Source organism: Mycetocola sp. TRD_SC_2 (genome assembly GCF_055361225.1).
Map to the genome: position 1 here is coordinate 715,620 of NZ_CM143954.1, position 13,519 is coordinate 729,138.

Here is a 13,519-nt window from a genome sequence, read left to right on the forward strand (position 1 = left end):
GCCCGCCAGATGACGATGACGCCCGAACAGGCAACCTGGTTCGCCGGGGTCTGCGACCAGCTCGTCGAGAACGTCGAGCAGGTCCTCCTCGGCAAGAACCATGTCATCCGGCTGTCGTTCACCGCTTTGCTCAGTCGCGGGCACCTGCTGCTCGAAGACGTCCCTGGAACAGGCAAAACCTCTTTGGCCCGCGCGATGGCTGAGAGCATCGCGGGGACCTCGAACCGGGTGCAGTTCACCCCCGACCTCCTGCCCGGAGACATCACCGGTGTCAGCATCTACGACCAGCGCAGCGGCGAATTCGCTTTCCACCGCGGGCCGATCTTCTCGAACATCGTCCTCGCCGACGAGATCAACCGCGCCAGCCCGAAGACGCAGTCCGCGCTCCTCGAGGTCATGGAAGAGCAGCACGTCACCGTCGACGGTGTCACCCACCCGGTCAGCTCACCCTTCATGGTCATCGCCACCCAGAACCCGATCGAGCAGGCCGGCACGTATCGGCTTCCGGAGGCACAGCTCGACCGCTTCCTCATGAAGACGTCGATCGGGTACCCGGATCACCAGTCGACGATCCGTATCCTCGAGGGGTCGGATGCCGCCGGCGACGGAGTGCTCAGCCCCGTGGCATCCGCTGCGACGATCACCGAGATGACCCGCCTGGCCACGACGGTGCACGTCGACGCGTCGATCAATGACTACGTGGCGCGCATCATCGAGGGAACGCGAACGGCGTCGGAGATCCGCCTGGGTGCGAGCGTCCGTGGTGCCCTTGCCCTCATCCGCAGCGCCAAGACGCTCGCCGCCGTTTCGGGGCGCTCCTTCGTGATCCCCGACGACGTGAAGGCGCTCGCCGACACCGTGCTCTCACACCGGCTCATCCTTGACCCGGAAGCTGAGTTCGATGGCGTGAACCCATCGAACGTCATCGCCCAGGTGCTCATCGACACCCCGCCACCAAGCGACAGCCAGGTCGCCTAGGCCGCGATGGTCAAGAAGAGCGACCGAGGAGGGGCCACACGGAGAAACGCCCTTCGCCTCTCCCGCGCCGAAGCTCCGATCGTTCTGGGCGAAACGCAGATCGTGAACGCCAGGACCCGGCTGGTCGGCTCACGGCAGGGAATACTCGCCGACATCATTGTCGCCCTCGTGCGGTCGTGGCGACGGATGCGACGCAGCGCGCGTCGCGCGTGGGCCGCGGTCACCGCTGTGGTCACCCCGCTGGGCTGGGCTCTCGCGAGCGCTGTCGTTTTCGCCTTCCTGCTCGGCTATGGGCTGGCTTGGGAGGAGCTCGTCGCCATCGCCTGGGCAGGGCTGCTGGTCATTGTCACCGCTGCTGCTTTTCTCATCGGGCGAACCTCGCACGATGCCTCGCTCTCGGTGCCGGTGAACCGTGTGGTTGCGGGAGAGAGCGCGGTGGGGCAGCTCACCGTCACGAACCCGACGCGGCGGCTCCTCGCCGGCACCAGGATCGAAGTGCCGGTGGGGGAGGGCCTCGCCGATTTCCAGGTTCCGGTGCTCACGCCGTCTGGCCGTTACGAGGACCTGTTCTCGGTGCCGGCGCTGCACCGCGGCGTCATCCCCGTCGGCCCGGTTCGGGCGGTCCGCGCCGACCCGATCGGTCTCGTCCGGAGGGAACGGCAATGGGAGGAGCAGGTTGACCTGTTCGTTCACCCCCGCACTATTTCGGTTCCAAGCCTCAGTATGGGTTTCGTCCGTGACCTCGAGGGAACGCCGACCCGTGACCTCACGTCGAGCGACGTGTCGTTCCACGCGCTGCGTGAGTACAGCCCCGGCGACGAACTCCGCAGCATCCACTGGAAGAGCACCGCCAAGACCGGGCAATACATGGTCCGGCAGTTCGAGGAGACCCGGCGAAGCCACCTGATGATCGGGCTGAGCCTTGCCGACGAGGACTATGCCGGCGACGAGGATTTCGAGATGGCTGTCAGCGTCGTCGGTTCCCTGGGCGTGCGCGCCATCCGCGACGGTCGGACGATTTCCGTTGTCGCCAGCGAGTCCACCCCGGACTTCGCGAAGAAGCGACTTCTCGCGGTGAAGAACTTCGCTGCTGTGACCGGGTCTCGGCTCCTCGATGATCTGAGCGGCGTCGACCGGTCAGAGACCGCGCTCCCGCTCGCCGATCTGGCACGCGTCGCGGCGGCATCCATCTCTGGCGTCTCGCTCGCCTTCCTCGTCTGCGGTGCGGCCGTGTCGATCTCCACCCTGCGTCAGGCAGCAAGGCACTTTCCCGTCGGCGTGCACGTCATCGCCATCATCTGCGACCCCGACGTCGTGCCGCGCACGCGCCACGCAGGGGAGCTGACCGTGCTCACGATCGGGTATCTCGAGGATCTCCAGCAGTCGATGGCGAGGGCGACGGCATGAACCGGCGGCCCCTCCCGGTGCTCGTATCCGTCCTCTTCGCTGTTGGGTCGGTTGCCGTCGCTGCGAGCGTCTGGTGGCCCGTGTACCAGACGCCCCAATTCGTGCTCGTGCTGGTCGGCGGAATAGCGCTCGGCGCCCTCGTCGCGCTCTCCGGATGGCTGTTCCGGCTCCACGGAGTGCTGGTCATCCTGCTCGCAATCGTCGTGTACCTCGCCGCTGGAGTCCCGCTGACGATGCCGGACCGCATGGGCCCGGGTATCCTCCCGCAACCGGGGGCGTTCCTCGACCTCGTCGAGGGCACGGCGGCGGACTGGAAAGAGCTGGTGACCATCCTCGCGCCGGTGGGCACCTACCAGGGCCTGCTGATCCCGGCGTTCCTCTCGATTCTCGGTACGACGACGGTGACGATCTCGGTCGCTCTGCGGTCGAGCAGGGGAGAGTTCGCCGTGCTCGGACCGATCCTGCTTCTCGTGATCGGCATCGCGTTCGGCCGGGAGGAGTCCTGGTTCCCGCTGGCGATCGGGTTGAGCCTTCTCGTTCTGCTGCTCGGGTGGCTGATCTGGCTGCGAGGCTTCCGCCACCGGGCGCTCCTCCGTCAACACGCCGTGGCTGTCGCCAGTGTCAGCCCGTCACGGCGGGAACGCCGTCGGGCTGCCGTCGTTGGGACGGTGAGCTCCGTGATCATCCTCGCCCTCGCCGCCAGCGGTGGTGCCGTACTGGCATCCGCTCTTCCCCCCTCGGCCGAGAGGGACGTTCTCCGAACGCGGATCGAACAGGCATTCAACCCGAGGGACTACCCCAGCCCGCTGTCGGCGTTCCGGCGCTACCTGCAGGATGACCTCGTCAATGAGCCGCTTCTGACCGTCACCGGCCTGCCTCAGGACGGCCGGGTGCGGCTGGCTACCCTCGACAGCTATGACGGTGTCGTCTACAGCGTGGGAACATCGGATGCTGCAAGCGCGTCGGGAACCTTCGTTCGCGTCCCGTACCGGCTGGAGCAGGCAGCGCTGGGTGAACGTGTGTCGATGACCGTCGCCATCTCGGGTTATTCGGGGATCTGGCTCCCCAGTGCAGGGCAGCTCGCGGAAATTCGGTTCAGCGGTGCGAATCGCGACGCGCTCGCAGCCTCGTTCTTCTACAACGACGTCACCGGGACGGGCGCGGTCGTGTCAGGGACGGGCTCGGTCGTCGGCGGGCTGGCCTCCGGAGACGGCTACCGGCTGGATTCGGTCGACACTCCTACTCCGTCGGATGCCGCGCTGGAGGAGCTCCGGCCCGGCACCGCCGAGTTGCCGCGGTTCGACAATGTTCCTCAGGCGCTGACGGATCGCCTCGAGACGTGGACCGAGGGAGTGTCGGGTGATGGTGCCCGGCTCGTTGCGATGCTCGACGGACTGAAAAACGATGGATACATCAGTCATGGCATCGGCGACGACGAACCCGCCAGCCGATCGGGCCACGGCATCGATCGGATCGAGGAACTCTTCACCGCGCAACCGATGGTCGGAGACGCGGAGCAATACGCCGTCGCGGCTGCACTCATGGCACGCGAACTCGGCTTTCCCACCCGGGTCGTCGTCGGCTTCCGTGCGGACCAGGGACCGGCGAGCACGGTGACGCTCACCGGCGGAGATATCAGCGCGTGGATCGAAGTACAGGATTCTTCCGGGCGGTGGTGGACAGCCGACCCCGTCCCGGCTGTCCGTGACATCCCTGAGGAAAAACCAGAGGACCCGCAGCTAGTCGCACGACCTCCCGCAATCGTCCAGCCCCCGGTCGAGGCTGACGACGACGAGATCACGCAGTCCCCGCCGACCGAAAGCGAGCAAAATGACGACGAGGCAGTGAATCCCTTCCTGGCGGCGCTCCTTCGAATTGCTCAGATCGCCGGCGGGATTCTGCTCCTCTGCGCCCTCATCGCCGGCCCCTTCCTCGCCGTCATTGCCGCCAAGCTTCGGCGCAGGACGCTGAGGCGAACGCGTGTGCACCCCGCCGACCGAATTCGCGGCGGATGGCAGGAGTTCGAGGACTCCGCCCTTGACTACGGACTGGAGGCGCCCCCGTCATCCACGCGACGGGAAGTCGCCGCTGCCGTGGGAGGCAAACGGGCGATCGCCCTGGCATCCGTCGCCGACCGCGCCACCTTCTCAACCGAACGTCCCAGCCACGAGGACGCCGACCGGGTATGGGCAGCCGTTGGGGATCTCAGGCGGTCGCTCGGCGCGGGCCGCACCCGACGCGAACGATTCCGTGCCGCGAGCTCTTTGCGTTCCTTGCGGATCCGGCGGCGCTGAACTCCTGAAGCCGGCGCTCGCGATAAGGTCGAGGAAATCCGGAAGGAGTCCCCATGGGATTGCAGGGAGTCGGAGTCGGGCGTGGAATCGCGCACGGCCCGGTGGTTCGGATGCCGGACCCCATTCCTGAACCAGGGACCGAGCACCGCGACGCTGACGCTGAGACCGAGTTCTCCCGCGCTGTCGTCGCGCTCCAGGCGGTTGCAGCCGACCTGTCCGAACGGGCAGATCGGGCCGGGGGCGAAGCGAAGGGCGTTCTCGACGCTCAATCGATGATGGCCCAGGATCCTGCACTGCTCGATGACATCCGCTCGCGGATTTCGGCCGGTCGAACCGCGGAGCGCGCCGTCTTCGAAGCCTTTCACGGGTTCCAGCAGATGCTCATCTCCATGGGCGGGTACATGGCCGAGCGGGCCGCGGACCTCGGTGACGTCGCCCAGCGCGCGATCGCCCGGCTCCGCGGTGTTCCGGCACCAGGGGTGCCCGAGGTGGACCATCCGTTCGTCCTCATCGCTCATGACCTCGCGCCGGCTGACACCGCCTCACTCGACATCAAAAAGGTCCTTGGGCTCATCACGATCGGTGGAGGACCGACGTCGCACACGGCGATCCTGGCGCGCTCCAAAGCCATCGTGGCGGTCGTCGGGGTGACGGATGCCGCGACGCTCGCAGACGGGACGGAGGTCCTGCTCGACGCCTCGGACGGCACGGTCACTGTCGATCCATCGGCGGACGACATCGCCGACGCCGAGAGCCGACTCGCCGCGCGCCGGGTTGCGGCACCGACCGGTCCGGGCAAACTGGCGGATGGAACAGCCATTCCTCTTCTCGCGAACATCGGGCGCCCATCGGACATCGCTGATGCGCTGCTGTGCGGAGCCGAGGGTGTCGGTCTGTTCCGCACCGAGTTCCTCTTCCTCGGCGCAGAATCAGCACCGACGGTCGCCGAACAACAGGAGCAGTACCGGACGGTCTTCGCGGCGTTCGGTGGTAAGAAGGTCCTCGTTCGAACGCTCGATGCCGGTTCGGACAAGCCACTCTCGTTTCTCTCCACCGGCCATGAGGACAACCCGGCACTCGGACTGCGCGGGCTCCGCGCGACCCGCGCACACGAACACATCCTCAAGGACCAGTTGACGGCGATCGCCGCCGCTGCTGGCGAGACCGATGCCGAGGTCGGCGTGATGGCGCCGATGGTGGCTGACGCGGCCGAAACCGAATACTTCGTGACCCTCGCCCGTTCGCACGGTCTTCCGGTCGCCGGTGTCATGGCCGAGATTCCCTCGTGTGCCCTGATGGCTGGGCAGGTGCTCGGAATCGCAGACTTCGTGTCGATCGGAACCAACGACCTCACCCAGTATGCGCTTGCGGCTGACCGTCAGCTCGGGACCGTTTCCTCGTATCAGGACCCATGGCATCCGGCCGTTCTCCGACTGATCCAGCTGATCGGCAAAGCGGGAACCCAGTCCGGGCGGTCCGTGGGAGTGTGCGGCGAAGCCGCGGCGGACCCGCTCCTCGCCGTCGTGCTCGTCGGACTCGGGGCGACGAGCCTGTCGATGGCACCGTCCGCCCTCGCCGATGTGCGCACCGAACTGCGCCAGCACACCCTCGAGCATGCGAAGGCTCTCGCGGTGAAGGTACTCGACGCGTCGACTCCGGCCGAAGCTCGTTCAGCAGCGCGCGGCTGAGGTCCCGGGCACACCACAAAGCCCCCACCCCTGGAGGGGCGAGGGCTCGGTGAGAACGAGACGTTACGGCTTGCCGCGCATGATGGCCTGCTTGACCTCTGCGATCGCCTGGGTGACCTGGATGCCGCGTGGGCAGGCATCCGTGCAGTTGAAGGTGGTGCGGCAACGCCACACGCCCTCCTGGTCGTTGAGGATGTCGAGGCGTACCTTGGCTGCATCATCGCGCGAGTCGAAGATGAAGCGGTGCGCGTTGACGATCGCGGCGGGGCCGAAGTACTGGCCATCGGTCCAGAAGATGGGGCAGGACGACGTGCATGCCGCGCAGAGAATGCACTTGGTGGTGTCGTCGAACCGTGCGCGGTCGGCGACGGACTGGATCCGCTCCTTGCCGGCACCGGGCTTCGACGACGGGATGAGGAACGGCTGAACCTCGCGGAAGGACTCGAAGAACGGGTCCATGTCGACGATGAGGTCCTTCTCGAGCGGCAGGCCCTTGATGGCTTCGACGTAGATCGGCTTCGAGATGTCGAGGTCCTTGATCAGCGTCTTGCAGGCGAGGCGGTTGCGGCCGTTGATCCGCATCGCATCCGAGCCGCAGATGCCGTGGGCGCACGAGCGGCGGAACGTCAGCGACCCGTCCTGCTCCCACTTGATCTTGTGCAGCGCGTCGAGGATGCGGTCGGTGGCGAACATCTCGACGTCGTAGTCGACCCACTTGGGCTGCTCGTCGACCTCGGGGTCGAACCGGCGGATGATGACGGTGACGGTGAACGACTCGATGACCTCGGGCGTCGGAACCGGAGCTGCTTCGTCAATAACGGCTGTCGACATGTCAGTACTTCCTCTCCATCGGCTGGTAACGCGTCATCACGACGGGCTTCCAGTCCAGGCGGATGTGATCGGCGGCATCCGAGGAGAGCGGGTCGCCGGTCAGGTACGCCATTGTGTGCTTCATGTAGTTCTCGTCGTCGCGATCCGGGTAGTCGTCGCGCATGTGACCGCCACGGCTTTCCTTGCGGTTGCGGGCGGAGAAGACGACGACCTCGGCCAGGTCGAGCAGGAAGCCGAGTTCGACGGCCTCGAGCAGGTCGGTGTTGTATCGGCGACCCTTGTCCTGCACGGAGATGTTGCGGTACCGGTCGCGCAAGTGGTGAATGGTTTCGGTGACCTCGGCGAGTGACTCGTCGGTGCGGAACACCTGCGCCTTCATGTCCATCTGTTCCTGGAGCTCGCGGCGCAGAACGGCGATGCGCTCTCCGCCGGCGTTGGCACGGATGCCCTCAATGGTCTCGCGCACTTCTCTCGCGGGGTCTTCAGGGAGGGGGAGGAACTCTGCCGTCTGGACGTACTCGACGGCGTTGTTGCCTGCGCGCTTGCCGAAGACGTTGATGTCGAGCAGCGAGTTGGTGCCGAGGCGGTTGGAGCCGTGGACGGAGACGCAGGCGCACTCGCCTGCGGCGTAGAGCCCGGGCACGACAGTGGTGTTGTCGCGGAGGACTTCTGCCTTCACGTTGGTCGGGATGCCGCCCATCGCGTAGTGCGCTGTCGGCATGACCGGCACGGGTTCGGTTACCGGGTCGACACCGAGGTAGGTGCGGGCGAACTCGGTGATGTCTGGCAGCTTCGTCTCGAGGACCTCCGCGCCGAGGTGGGTGCAGTCGAGGTAGACGTAGTCCTTGTTCGGCCCGGCGCCGCGACCTTCGGCGACTTCCTTGACCATGCAGCGGGCGACGATGTCACGCGGTGCGAGGTCCTTGATCGTCGGCGCGTAGCGCTCCATGAACCGCTCGCCGCTCGCGTTTCGCAGGATCGCGCCTTCTCCGCGGGCGCCCTCGGTGAGGAGGATGCCGAGACCGGCGAGTCCGGTCGGGTGGAACTGGAAGAACTCCATGTCCTCGAGCGGAAGCTTCTTGCGCCAGATGATGCCGACGCCGTCACCGGTGAGGGTGTGCGCGTTGGATGTCGTCTTGAAGATCTTGCCGAAGCCACCGGTGGCGAAGATGATCGCCTTGGAGTGGAAGACGTGCAGTTCGCCGGTGGAGAGCTCGTAGGCGACGACGCCGGCGGGCTGCTCGACACCGTCGACGTCGCTCATGATGACGTCGAGCACGTAGAACTCATTGAAGAAGTTGATGCCGAGACGGACGCAGTTCTGGAACAGCGTCTGCAGGATCATGTGGCCCGTGCGGTCCGCTGCGTAGCAGGCACGACGAACGGGCGCCTTGCCGTGGTCGGATGTATGCCCGCCGAAGCGGCGCTGGTCGATCTTGCCCTCCGGGGTGCGGTTGAACGGCAGGCCCATGTTCTCGAGGTCGATGACCGCGTCGATGGCTTCCTTCGCGAGGATTTCCGCAGCATCCTGGTCGACGAGGTAGTCGCCGCCCTTGACGGTGTCGAACGTGTGCCACTCCCAGCTGTCTTCCTCGACGTTCGCGAGAGCGGCAGCCATGCCGCCCTGCGCCGCTCCGGTGTGGGAACGCGTCGGGTAGAGCTTCGAGATCACAGCGGTCCGTGCACCTGGCCCCGCCTCGATGGCCGCGCGCATGCCGGCTCCGCCGGCCCCCACGATCACGATGTCGAACTGGTGGTAGTGCACTCCATCGATGATGGTGGAGTCGCTTGGGTCCTGAGTCACAGATGCATCCAAAATGTTCAGTTAGTCGTTACGCGGCGCAGAACGAGGGGAGGAGGTCGGCCGGCTGTCCGACGGGGCAGGGGTCGAAGGTGAAGACGACGAGCGTGCCGAGCAGGATCAGGATCGCGACGGCAGCCAGAATGGCAACCTTGAACGCTGCGCGCAGCTTCGGGCCGCGTGCGTAGTCGTTCACGAGGGTGCGCATGCCGTTTCCGCCGTGGATGAGCGCGAGCCAGAGCATCGCGACGTCCCACCACTGCCAGAACGGTGACGCCCACTTGCCGCCGACGAAGGCGAAGTCGATGGCGCTGACGCCATCGCCGACGATGAGGTTCATGAAGAGGTGGCCGAAGATCAGCACGACGAGCACGACGCCCGAGACGCGCATGTAGATCCAGCCCCACTTCTCCCAGTTCACGCCCTTTTTGCGGGCGGGACGAACGGGGCTGCGGGGAGCATCGAGGGTTTGCGACATGACGTTCTCCCCTTCCTAGTGGCTGAAGACGTTGATGAGGTGGCGGGGGGTGAAGCCAAGCATCGTGATGACCCAGAGGGCGATCACAACGTAGAACATGACTTTCTGGTACTTCGTACCCTTCGACCAGAAGTCGATGAGGATGATCCGCAGGCCGTTGAAGGCGTGGAAGACGATGGCGCCGACGAGGGCGACTTCGCCCAACCCCATGATCGGCGTCTGGTAGGTGCCGATGACCGCGTTATATGCCTCTGGCGACACCCGCACGAGTGCGGTGTCGAGGATGTGCACGAGGAGGAAGAAGAAAATCGCGACACCGGTGATGCGGTGCAGCACCCAGGACCACATGCCCTCACGGCCGCGGTACAAGGTACCTGCGGGGAGTGGAGAGGTGGTCGAATCCAATGGTGGTGTTCTAGCAGTCTTCACTGACAACGAACGGCCCTCCCTGTTTGAAGCCTTCTCGGCCGCTGGCGACAACGGTCGTGCGTCACAACGGCGCGTCTCAATAGTCTACGGTCCTGGGGCTTCACTCCGCCGGTAAGGGGAACCTAAGCATCTTGACGTCGAGACAGTTGGTCCTTCGCTGGCGCCGGCAGGCCCTCCCGCTACTCTGGGGATCATGACGAGTCCCCTTGAACGCTTCTACAGTGTCATCCCCGCCGGCGGCATCGGGTCGAGGTTGTGGCCGCTGTCGCGCGCCGACGCCCCGAAGTTCCTCCACGACCTGACCGGTTCGGGCAGCACTCTTCTGCGGGCGACCTGGGATCGGCTCGCGCCGCTGTCGGGCGAGCAGCGGATCATGGTGGTGACCGGCCGGGCGCACCGTGCCGCCGTCGAAACCCAGCTCCCCGACCTCGCCGATCACAATGTCGTGCTCGAGAGTGACCCACGTGACTCGTCAGCCGCAATCGGTCTGGCTGCGGCGATCCTCGTGAACCGTGAGCCCGACGTGATCATCGGCTCCTTTGCGGCCGACCACGTCATCCGCGGCGACCGGTTGTTCCGCGCCGCAGTGACCCAGGCCGTCGCCACCGCGGATGCCGGGTACATCACCGCCATCGGCATCCAGCCGACGGAACCGGCAATCGGCTTCGGTTACATCCATAGCGGTTCCGCGCTCGACATCCCCGGCGCGGAGTCCGCCCTTCTCGTTGACTCGTTCGTCGAGAAGCCCAACCTCGCGACGGCGAAGAAGTACGTGTCGGGTGGGGCGCACCTCTGGAACGCGGGCATGTTCATCAGCCGCGCCGATGTTCTCCTCGAAGAGCTGAAGCGCAACCAGCCAGACCTTCATGCGGGACTGGTGGAACTGTCATCCGTCTGGGACGACCCAGCGACCCGCGGGCCCGCGGTCGACCGGATCTGGCCGACGCTGACGAAGATCGCCATCGACTACTCCGTCGCTGAGCCCGCTGCCGCTGCCGGCCGGCTCGCTGTCGTGCCCGGCCACTTCGACTGGGACGACGTCGGCGACTTCGCGTCGCTCGCCAAGCTGAACTCGGGAGGGCGCAAGACGGATCTCGCGATCCTCGGTGAAAACGCCCGTGTGCTGTCAGACGCATCGAGCGGGATCGTCGTCAGCCAGAGCAATCGCGTCATCAGCCTCATCGGCGTGAAGGACATCGTCGTCGTCGACACCCCGGACGCGCTCCTCGTGACCACGAGCGCGAATGCCCAGCGGGTCAAGAGCGTCGTCGATGCGCTCAAGTTGTCAGGGCGCGACGACGTTCTCTGAGTTCGCTAGAGCTGGTTGCCGAGGGCGCGGAGTGCGCGGTCTGCCGCACCTCCGAGACCGAGGTCGACGGCGAGCTGCCTGGCCGAGCTGAGGGCTTCGGCCTCGAGCGGTCGGATTCTCGCGTCGGGTTTTCCGAGATCGAGCGTTCGAACCACTTCGACGACCGTTGGGGCGACCCGCAGGTAATCGGATGCCGCGAGAATCTTCGCGCGGACGGATTCCGACATCCCTTTCCCCGGTTCTTCGGCGGCAGCGACGATGGCGTCGAGGGAGCCGAACGTGCTGAGCAGCCCTGCCGCGGTTTTGTCGCCGACACCGGCGACCCCGGGCAGGCCGTCGGAAGTGTCGCCGCGGAGCGCGGCGAAGTCGGCGTACTGGTGCGACGAGATGCCGTACTTGGTGCGGACGGTCGCTTCGGTGAGCACCTCGAGCTTGCTCATCCCGCGAGCGGTGTAGATCACGCGGACGTCGGTCGCGTCGTCGATGAGCTGGAACAGATCGCGGTCACCGGTGACGACATCGACCGGTGACGAGGATTGCGTGGCCAGACTGCCGATGACGTCGTCTGCTTCATGATCCGCTGCGCCAACGATTGCAATGCCGAAAGCGTCGAGGACCTGTCGGATGAGCGGGATCTGGGCGACGAGGAGTTCGGGGACCACCTCGACATCCGGTCCGCCGCCTCTTGCCTGGTCGACCCGGTGCTCTTTGTAGCTCGGGATGAGATCGACCCGCCACCCGGGGCGCCAGTCGTCGTCCCAGCAGGCGACGAGTTCGCTCGGCTCGTAGTCGGTCACGAGCCTGGCGATGAAATCACAGAGTCCGCGCACGGCGTTGACCGGGGCGCCGTCTGGAGATCTCAGTGTGTCCGGGAGGCCGTGGAAGGCGCGGAAGTACAGCGAAGCTGTGTCGAGGAGCATCAGTCGCCCAGTCATGCTTCGATTGTGGCACGGCGGTCATCCTTCGGGCCGATGCTCTCCTGCGGGAAATCGTGCGCATCTGAGCAGGCAGGGAATGAGCTGCTGCTCATGAGAGCGTCCCTGTCACCCGTTCGAGGGTTGGGCCTAGCCTCGCATGGAACAGCTATGTAACGCTTCTGTTTCGAGAGCCATCCACAGCGCAGTGGCCTCCGCAACATTCGGTAACGTACCCAATACCCGCCCTTGCGAGTCCCGCGGGGCAGCACCCTGGAGGTCACATTGACAATCAACACCCGTAAGGCCGCCTTTGCCGGCCTCGCCACGGTAGGCGTTATCGCCCTGCTCGCCGGCTGTGGGCAGGCCCCAGCAGCCGACAACGGCAACGGCGCCGATGACGAAGCGCTCGATTTCACCCCCTGCATGGTTTCCGACGCAGGCGGGTTCGACGACAAGTCGTTCAACCAGCTCGGCTTCGAAGGCCTCACCGAAGCGGCTGACGAGCTCGGCGTCGAGCCGATCACCGTTGAGTCGGCTGCTGAAACCGACTACGGCCCCAACGTCGAGAACCTCGTCGACCAGGGCTGCAACCTGATCGTCACCGTCGGGTTCCTCCTCGCAGAAGCCACGGGAGCTGCCGCTGCAGCGAACCCCGACGTCAACTTCACCATCATCGACGACTACGTCGACCTGGATGGCGACGGCACCACGGACTCCGAGAACATCAAGCCCATCGTCTTCAACACCGCCGAGGCAGCTTTCCTCGCCGGCTACGCAGCAGCGAGCTACAGCAAGACCGGAGTCGTCGGAACGTTCGGCGGAATCCCGATCCCGCCCGTCACAATCTTCATGGACGGATTCGTTGATGGCGTCAACCACTACAACGAAGTGAAGGACGCCGACGTCAAAGCCCTCGGCTGGGACGTCGAAGCCCAGAACGGTAGCTTCACCGGTGGCTTCGAAGTCGGAGTAGACGCTCAGAACCTGGCACAGGGTCTCATCGACCAGAACGCCGACGTTCTCCTCCCCGTTGGTGGCCCGATCTTCCAGAGCGCGATCTCCGCGATCCGCGACTCCGGCAAGGAGATCGCCATGATCGGTGTCGACGCCGACCTGTACGAGACGTTCCCGGACGGTGCGGACCTGTTCCTCACCTCCATCCTCAAGGGCATGAAGGTCGGCGTGAACGAAGTCGTCCTGGCCGCAGCCGAGGATGAGTTCGACGGAACCCCGTTCGTCGGAACCCTCGAGAACGAAGGCGTCGGAATTGCCCCGTTCCACGACTTCGAGGACAAGGTCGACGCCGAACTGCAGGCAGAACTGGATGACATCCGGGCCGGCATCATCGACGGATCGATCGAAGTCACCTCACCGTCGTCCCCGTAGT

The 13,519-nt window shown here is 65.6% G+C and carries 11 protein-coding genes; 6 read left to right on the forward strand and 5 right to left on the reverse strand.

What is annotated here, in order from left to right; all coding sequences use genetic code 11:
• The first annotated feature begins 9 nt into the window (after nucleotides 1-9).
• Genes ACWA1Q_RS03410 through ptsP form a run of 4 tightly spaced genes read left to right on the forward strand, consistent with a single transcriptional unit; the run spans nucleotide 10 to nucleotide 6,367 of the window.
• The gene (locus ACWA1Q_RS03410) at nucleotides 10-978 is read left to right on the forward strand and encodes an AAA family ATPase (RefSeq protein ID WP_463759532.1); all 969 of its coding nucleotides are present in this window, start codon (nucleotides 10-12) and stop codon (nucleotides 976-978) included.
• A gap of 6 nt (nucleotides 979-984) precedes the next feature.
• Nucleotides 985-2,385: a DUF58 domain-containing protein gene (locus tag ACWA1Q_RS03415; RefSeq protein ID WP_463759534.1), complete on the forward strand. Its 1,401-nt coding sequence runs from the start codon at nucleotides 985-987 to the stop codon at nucleotides 2,383-2,385.
• Nucleotides 2,382-4,679: a transglutaminase domain-containing protein gene (locus ACWA1Q_RS03420; RefSeq protein WP_463759536.1), complete on the forward strand. Its 2,298-nt coding sequence runs from the start codon at nucleotides 2,382-2,384 to the stop codon at nucleotides 4,677-4,679. The genes ACWA1Q_RS03415 and ACWA1Q_RS03420 overlap by 4 nt, the downstream gene beginning before the upstream one ends.
• 53 nt (nucleotides 4,680-4,732) lie before the next feature.
• Entirely contained in the window at nucleotides 4,733-6,367 is a 1,635-nt protein-coding gene (ptsP, locus tag ACWA1Q_RS03425; RefSeq protein ID WP_463759537.1) for a phosphoenolpyruvate--protein phosphotransferase, read from the forward strand.
• Between the two features lie 63 nt (nucleotides 6,368-6,430).
• Here the strand turns inward: ptsP and ACWA1Q_RS03430 are convergent, their stop codons facing one another.
• Genes ACWA1Q_RS03430 through sdhC form a run of 4 tightly spaced genes read right to left on the reverse strand, consistent with a single transcriptional unit; the run spans nucleotide 6,431 to nucleotide 9,825 of the window.
• Nucleotides 6,431-7,198, reverse strand: a complete 768-nt coding sequence (locus tag ACWA1Q_RS03430; RefSeq protein ID WP_463759539.1) for a succinate dehydrogenase iron-sulfur subunit — start codon at nucleotides 7,196-7,198, stop codon at nucleotides 6,431-6,433.
• Nucleotide 7,199: 1 nt separating this feature from the next.
• The gene (gene sdhA / locus ACWA1Q_RS03435; protein ID WP_463759540.1) at nucleotides 7,200-9,002 is read right to left on the reverse strand and encodes a succinate dehydrogenase flavoprotein subunit; all 1,803 of its coding nucleotides are present in this window, start codon (nucleotides 9,000-9,002) and stop codon (nucleotides 7,200-7,202) included.
• Between the two features lie 28 nt (nucleotides 9,003-9,030).
• On the reverse strand, nucleotides 9,031-9,477 hold the full coding sequence (locus tag ACWA1Q_RS03440; protein WP_463759541.1) for a succinate dehydrogenase hydrophobic membrane anchor subunit: 447 nt from the start codon (nucleotides 9,475-9,477) through the stop codon (nucleotides 9,031-9,033).
• Nucleotides 9,478-9,492: 15 nt separating this feature from the next.
• Nucleotides 9,493-9,825 (reverse strand): succinate dehydrogenase, cytochrome b556 subunit, encoded by a 333-nt coding sequence (gene sdhC, locus ACWA1Q_RS03445; protein WP_121671524.1) that lies wholly within the window; start codon nucleotides 9,823-9,825, stop codon nucleotides 9,493-9,495.
• A 274-nt stretch (nucleotides 9,826-10,099) separates the two neighbouring features.
• Between sdhC and ACWA1Q_RS03450 the strand changes: the two genes are divergently transcribed.
• On the forward strand, nucleotides 10,100-11,215 hold the full coding sequence (locus ACWA1Q_RS03450; RefSeq protein WP_463759543.1) for a mannose-1-phosphate guanylyltransferase: 1,116 nt from the start codon (nucleotides 10,100-10,102) through the stop codon (nucleotides 11,213-11,215).
• A gap of 5 nt (nucleotides 11,216-11,220) precedes the next feature.
• On the opposite strand, the gene ACWA1Q_RS03455 is transcribed toward ACWA1Q_RS03450, so the two are convergent.
• Nucleotides 11,221-12,150, reverse strand: coding sequence for a 5'-3' exonuclease (locus ACWA1Q_RS03455; protein WP_463759545.1), 930 nt, complete (start codon nucleotides 12,148-12,150; stop codon nucleotides 11,221-11,223).
• Between the two features lie 264 nt (nucleotides 12,151-12,414).
• Between ACWA1Q_RS03455 and ACWA1Q_RS03460 the strand changes: the two genes are divergently transcribed.
• Nucleotides 12,415-13,518: a BMP family lipoprotein gene (locus ACWA1Q_RS03460; RefSeq protein ID WP_463759548.1), complete on the forward strand. Its 1,104-nt coding sequence runs from the start codon at nucleotides 12,415-12,417 to the stop codon at nucleotides 13,516-13,518.
• The last annotated feature ends 1 nt before the right edge of the window (nucleotide 13,519 follow it).

Bases quoted from the DNA above. Each gene is read 5' to 3' on its own strand.
- ACWA1Q_RS03450 (WP_463759543.1), top strand. From the start codon at position 10,100: ATGACGAGTCCCCTTGAACGCTTCTACAGTGTCATCCCCGCCGGCGGC.
- ACWA1Q_RS03440 (WP_463759541.1), bottom strand. From the start codon at position 9,477: ATGTCGCAAACCCTCGATGCTCCCCGCAGCCCCGTTCGTCCCGCCCGC.
- ACWA1Q_RS03420 (WP_463759536.1), top strand. From the start codon at position 2,382: ATGAACCGGCGGCCCCTCCCGGTGCTCGTATCCGTCCTCTTCGCTGTT.
- ACWA1Q_RS03415 (WP_463759534.1), top strand. From the start codon at position 985: ATGGTCAAGAAGAGCGACCGAGGAGGGGCCACACGGAGAAACGCCCTT.
- ACWA1Q_RS03455 (WP_463759545.1), bottom strand. From the start codon at position 12,150: ATGACTGGGCGACTGATGCTCCTCGACACAGCTTCGCTGTACTTCCGC.
- ACWA1Q_RS03430 (WP_463759539.1), bottom strand. From the start codon at position 7,198: ATGTCGACAGCCGTTATTGACGAAGCAGCTCCGGTTCCGACGCCCGAG.
- sdhC (WP_121671524.1), bottom strand. From the start codon at position 9,825: ATGTGGTCCTGGGTGCTGCACCGCATCACCGGTGTCGCGATTTTCTTC.
- ACWA1Q_RS03410 (WP_463759532.1), top strand. From the start codon at position 10: ATGACGATGACGCCCGAACAGGCAACCTGGTTCGCCGGGGTCTGCGAC.
- ptsP (WP_463759537.1), top strand. From the start codon at position 4,733: ATGGGATTGCAGGGAGTCGGAGTCGGGCGTGGAATCGCGCACGGCCCG.